General features: G+C 44.6%; 5 protein-coding genes. 3 read left to right on the top strand and 2 right to left on the bottom strand.

From position 1 onward, the window contains the following. The 3 genes from LC574_RS26560 to LC574_RS26550 form a co-directional block, all read left to right on the top strand. Positions 1-2,719, top strand: a 2,719-nt coding sequence (locus tag LC574_RS26560; protein WP_229456576.1) for a strawberry notch family protein, incomplete at its 5' end; no start/stop codon positions are given. Positions 2,720-2,786: 67 nt separating this feature from the next. Beyond that, a complete protein-coding gene (locus LC574_RS26555; RefSeq protein ID WP_229456575.1) occupies positions 2,787-2,954 on the top strand; it encodes a hypothetical protein in 168 nt (55 codons plus the stop codon). 87 nt (positions 2,955-3,041) lie between these two features. Continuing rightward, positions 3,042-3,491: a hypothetical protein gene (locus LC574_RS26550; protein WP_190734772.1), complete on the top strand. Its 450-nt coding sequence runs from the start codon at positions 3,042-3,044 to the stop codon at positions 3,489-3,491. A 74-nt stretch (positions 3,492-3,565) separates the two neighbouring features. On the opposite strand, the gene LC574_RS26545 is transcribed toward LC574_RS26550, so the two are convergent. Beyond that, positions 3,566-4,534, bottom strand: a complete 969-nt coding sequence (locus tag LC574_RS26545) for a ParB/RepB/Spo0J family partition protein (protein ID WP_229456573.1) — start codon at positions 4,532-4,534, stop codon at positions 3,566-3,568. After that, positions 4,531-4,948 (bottom strand): ParA family protein (locus LC574_RS26540; RefSeq protein WP_229456572.1); only part of this gene is annotated, 418 nt, incomplete at its 5' end. The genes LC574_RS26540 and LC574_RS26545, both read right to left, overlap by 4 nt.

Raw genomic sequence — 4,948 nt, 5'->3', positions numbered from 1 at the left:
GATCGCAAAAGTTGTTCAATCCCCAAAACGTACTATAGTTGCACAACCAGAAACAGTTTCCTTTCTTCCAGACGACGTAGTAGTGCTGGAATATGAAGTTGTCGAGTGGTCTGCAAATGATGGACTCAAAGATACTTTATATGAAACCTATCGCCCACAACGAATCCGAATCAAGGACGCTTTACCTCATCCCTCGCTGCTTTGTGAGAGTGCAGCCCTAGCACTTGTGTCACCACCAGCACCAACTTATAAACCGCATCTCCCGCGAAACATTGTCTCACAAGGCTTGTTATCTGAAGCACAACTCGAAAGCGTTATTTACGCAGGTCAAACGCACTGTGAATTTCTGTCTGGGTCTTATATTGTTGATGACTCATGGGATAGTGTGACTGTCGCGGCTCACGGCGAAGAAAACGCTGTTAGATTTCGCCGTGGCTGGTTCCTTGGTGATGGGACGGGAGCGGGGAAAGGACGACAGTGTGCAGGTATTATATTAGACAATTGGTGTCAGGGGCGAAGAAAAGCAATTTGGGTATCCAAAAGTTCTGCCTTAATTGAAGATGCCCGTAGAGACTGGTGTGCGCTCGGAGGTAGTGAAAAAGATATCATTGACCTGGGCAACATCAAGCTAGGCGACCCAATCCCTTTCACCCAAGGTATTCTGTTCTGCACGTACTCAACTCTACGTTCTCAAAAGAATGATAAAAGTCGGCTTAAGCAAATCGTTGAGTGGGCTGGCATTGGCTTTGAGGGAGCGATCGCTTATGACGAGTGTCACAGTATGGGCAATGCAATGGCGCAAGAGGGTAAACTCGGTATGGTTGCAGCATCCCAGCAAGGCATTGTTGGGCTGCGGTTGCAAAACGCACTGCCCTCAGCACGGGTTGTCTACGTTTCTGCTACTGGTGCAACTAAAGTCTCAAATCTCTCATACGCCAATCGCCTGGGACTTTGGCAGACTGGGGATTTCCCGTTTACCTCCCGTGAAGATTTTGTGGAATCCATTGAGGGGGGTGGCGAGGATGGCGACAAGCGTTCTGAACCCGCTTTTGATGCCGATGGTTCTCCAGTTATCTCCCAAGAAGCTGTAGCCTTGAGAGATGCCTTAGTCGATAAGTTAACAAGTCTTGACCCAATCCCCGGCGCATTAGAACAATTGCTGTGGCACTTCGGTAACAAGCAAGTGGCTGAAGTTACAGGTCGTAGCAAACGGGTGTTAAAAGATGAATCTGGACGTTTGTTTGTAGATTCACGCGGAAGTGGCGCTAATATTGCTGAAACTGCTGCGTTTATGCAGGGTGACAAACAAATCCTCATCTTCAGTGACGCTGGTGGGACAGGCAGAAGTTATCATGCTTCGCTAAATGCTGCGAATCGTCGGCGGCGATCGCACTATCTTTTAGAAGCGGGTTGGAGAGCAGACAATGCAATCCAAGGGCTTGGGCGATCGCACCGCACAAACCAAGCATCAGCACCTGTGTTCAGACCTGTAACTACTAATGTCAGGGGTGAACGTCGCTTTATCTCGACTATTGCCCGAAGGCTAGATAGTTTGGGCGCTCTTACTCGTGGTCAACGGCAAACGGGTGGCAACGGGATATTTGAAGCTAAGGATAATCTGGAGTCGAACTATGCACAACACGCACTATACGAGTTGTTTAAGCAGATTTTCCAAGGTCGATTTTATGAAGTTCCGCTAGGGACTTTTGAGCAAATGACAGGACTCTCGCTCACTTCCCAGGAAGGCGGCATGAAAATCGACCTCCCACCTCTGCGTCAATTCCTCAACCGACTACTAGCTCTACGAATTGATATGCAAAACATCATTTTCGAGAGGTTTGAGTTGTTGCTAAGTCAGCAGATTGAAACAGCGATCGCTGCTGGTGTCTATGAGATGGGGGTGGAGACTTTACGGGCTGAACGCTTTACTGTTGAGAGCCAGGAAGCTGTATATACTCATGCTCAAACTGGTAGCGTCACCAATTACTTGAAAGTGGAACGCACCCAGAAGAACAACATCAGAACGGCTCAAGAGATGTTGGATTTTGCTGCCAAGTACCAAGGGCGATTCATGGTGAATGAGAAAGGTAGTGCGGCGGTAACAATTCCAACCCATAGTATATTCGATGCTGAAGGTGGCGTTGTGCCAAGGGTTTTGCTCGTCCGTCCACAAAAAGAAACTCGTGTCATAGTCGAACAACTGAATTCTTCCACTTGGCGGCAGGTTTCGGCTGATACGTTTATTGCAGTGTGGTCAAAAGAGGTTGACCAGTTGCCCAAGTTCACAACCGATTACCTGCACTTAGTCACCGGTATTTTGTTGCCTATTTGGAAAATTCTGCCACAGCACAGTAGTCGAGTCTTCAGGTTACAAACCAGCGATAAACAAAAGATACTCGGTCGGGTGGTTAACGCTCAGGATATCCAGTCGGTGGCTGAACAACTCGGACTCAAGAACAAGCTGTTAAGCCCACAGGAGTTAGTCTCTTTAGTGCTAAACGAAGGCTATTCCCAGCAGTTGCCGGGTGGCGTAACTTTACGGCGTTCTTACATTGCCACAGAACCTCGCATAGAACTGGTTAATGCTATCTCACTGGCAGAGCGACTCTTAGCTGTTGGATGTTTCACCGAGATCATCAACTGGCGCAAGCGGGTATTCATTCCAATTTCAGACAAAGCGCCAGCTATTCTCGCGGCTGTGATTGAAATCTTGGGATAATTCCCAACCTTAAAGACCCAGACATTTAATCTGGGTCTTTTTTACTCTCAAAAAATTAATAATAGCCTTGGCAAGCGCTCCGCGAGAGATTGATGAAATTCTTGTGGACAAAGCAATTATGGCTAAGAAAGACTTCACACCTGCCCAAGCCGTTAAGTTGTACATCGGCAACTATCGGTTTGATGCCATTAGGATTGTTGAAACGAAAGAGTACCGGATGTCTCACTATTTTTAGTTAGGAGTAAGTGTTAATTCTTCACGCTTGTTATAGTTAACCTTATGTTACAAAACCAAATGTAGTTAATCAAGCTTTCATCGTAGCATGGTTAAAAATAGCGTTAATAAAAAGCCAGATAAAACAATTAAAAAGCGGCATCGCTTTTTTCTCAATCCTTATAGTGATTGTGCGTTCACTAAATGCCCCAAATGCGATAGTAAAACTAAGTTACGCAAGTTCCCTTTGGTAATCCACATTGAACCTAAACAGCTATTTTTACTAAATAAACAGTGTAAATATTGCCCAAGCTGCGACTTAATTATTGCTAAAAAACAGGAAATTGAGCCATTGATGGCTGCTACTTTTGTCCAAACAAATCCTCAAATTGTAGGTAATAACTATGTAGTTATGGGAACAGTTGATAAAAAAGATTGGAAGGAAGGCGACAAAAATTTGCTTTCCCCATCGGAAATGATCGGACGCATATACGTCTTCAAAGATGTTTGGAATTTTGAAGTCATTCCGGCAGGTTGGTATCCTAACGAAGAAAAATAATTCCAAAAAATTTTAAGTTTTTTATCATTATTAGTGAAGTTCAAAAAATGCATCTTGTCCCAAGTGCTTTTTCATCAATTTGTGAAGTCATTTTTTATCAATACATCCAACTGAGCCAAAAGCTTCTCTAGCTTTGCTTTTTTTTTCGGATCATCCCATACCTTGGACTGCTTAAAACGGCGGAGTGTGTCCTCAACGCGGTCTTTCAGAGATGTTGACTCTGTTTGAGTGCGAGACTCTGATTCCGGCTTCTGCTCATTTTCTGGAATCTTCCGCTTAATTTCGCTCAATGAGAGATTGTAGGCGATCGCGTCTTCTAGTAGTTGAATTCTTGTTTTTTCATTTTTCACCTTAGCGATTGCCCGTGCTTTGGTGTACTCAATTTTTCCCGAACGTAATACTGAAAGCACATCAAGAGGGAGATTGAGTAAAGGCAAGCGATTGCGAACAAATGAATCCCACTTCATGCCTCCTAACGCTGTAAATATTTCCTCCACAAGTAGAGTTTGAGAATTACCCGTAACGTTACGGGTAATTTTTACTTTAGCTTCGTTCTCCATTTTTTGAAGCAGTTTGACAGTTTCTGACGTACTTATTGACAACCGAAATGCCAATAGTTCAAGGATACCTTCAGTCTCTTCTAGCGGATTGAGGTCTTCGCGTTGCAGGTTTTCAACGAGGCGCACTTGGTACGTAGTCGCATCATCCATTATGCGGACTACTACAGGAACCTCAGTTAAAAGAGCCATCAATGCCGCTCTGTAGCGTCTTTCCCCGGCTACTAATTCATAATCGCCCTCAGAGAGCGGACGCACTAACAGAGGTTCGAGAATACCCAATTCTTTGATTGAGTGTGATAGTTCTTCAAGCTTCTGCTCGTCGAAATAGCGCCTTGGCTGTGAGGAAGGTAGCTTGATTTTGGCAATTGCAATTGTGTTAGTAGCGCTGGCTTGATCATCAGATTGTGACCCAGTTACAGTGCCAAACAGCAGATCGACAGGCTTTTTGATTGCAGCGTAAGGTTCGTTGCGTTTGCTACTCACGGTTTTAATTCAAGTTTATCTATGCTATTAGCAATTTTTTTGAGTACATCCACGGCTGGATGGTTTTTATCAAATAATGCTAGTGGAACTCGGCGCTCAGAAGCATCGGCAAAGGCAATAGTTTTTGGGATTGGTGGGTATACAGGAGCAATCTCTGATAGTTGTTCTTGTACAGCTTTAAGTGTACGCGATTCCTGGGCAGTCCGACCATCGAACATTGTAGGAACAAATCCAGCAAATTGCAATCTGGGGTTGGTATGACTGCGGACTTGGGTGATCGTACTGAGTAAAAGTTCAGTTCCCTTAAATGACTTAAATTGACATTGGATAGGAACGAGAATGTGAGTAGCAGCAGTCAGGCTGATGATACTAAGTAACCCCAAAGAAGGTGGACAAGAACAACTATCAGAGATT

The organism is Nostoc sp. CHAB 5715, assembly GCF_020829685.1.
GTDB lineage: Bacteria > Cyanobacteriota > Cyanobacteriia > Cyanobacteriales > Nostocaceae > Nostoc.
This window is presented reverse-complemented; position numbering and strand designations above follow the sequence as displayed.

What these genes read in the sequence shown, in the direction of transcription:
- LC574_RS26550 (WP_190734772.1), top strand. Translation starts at nt 3,042, where the DNA reads ATGGTTAAAAATAGCGTTAATAAAAAGCCAGATAAAACAATTAAAAAG.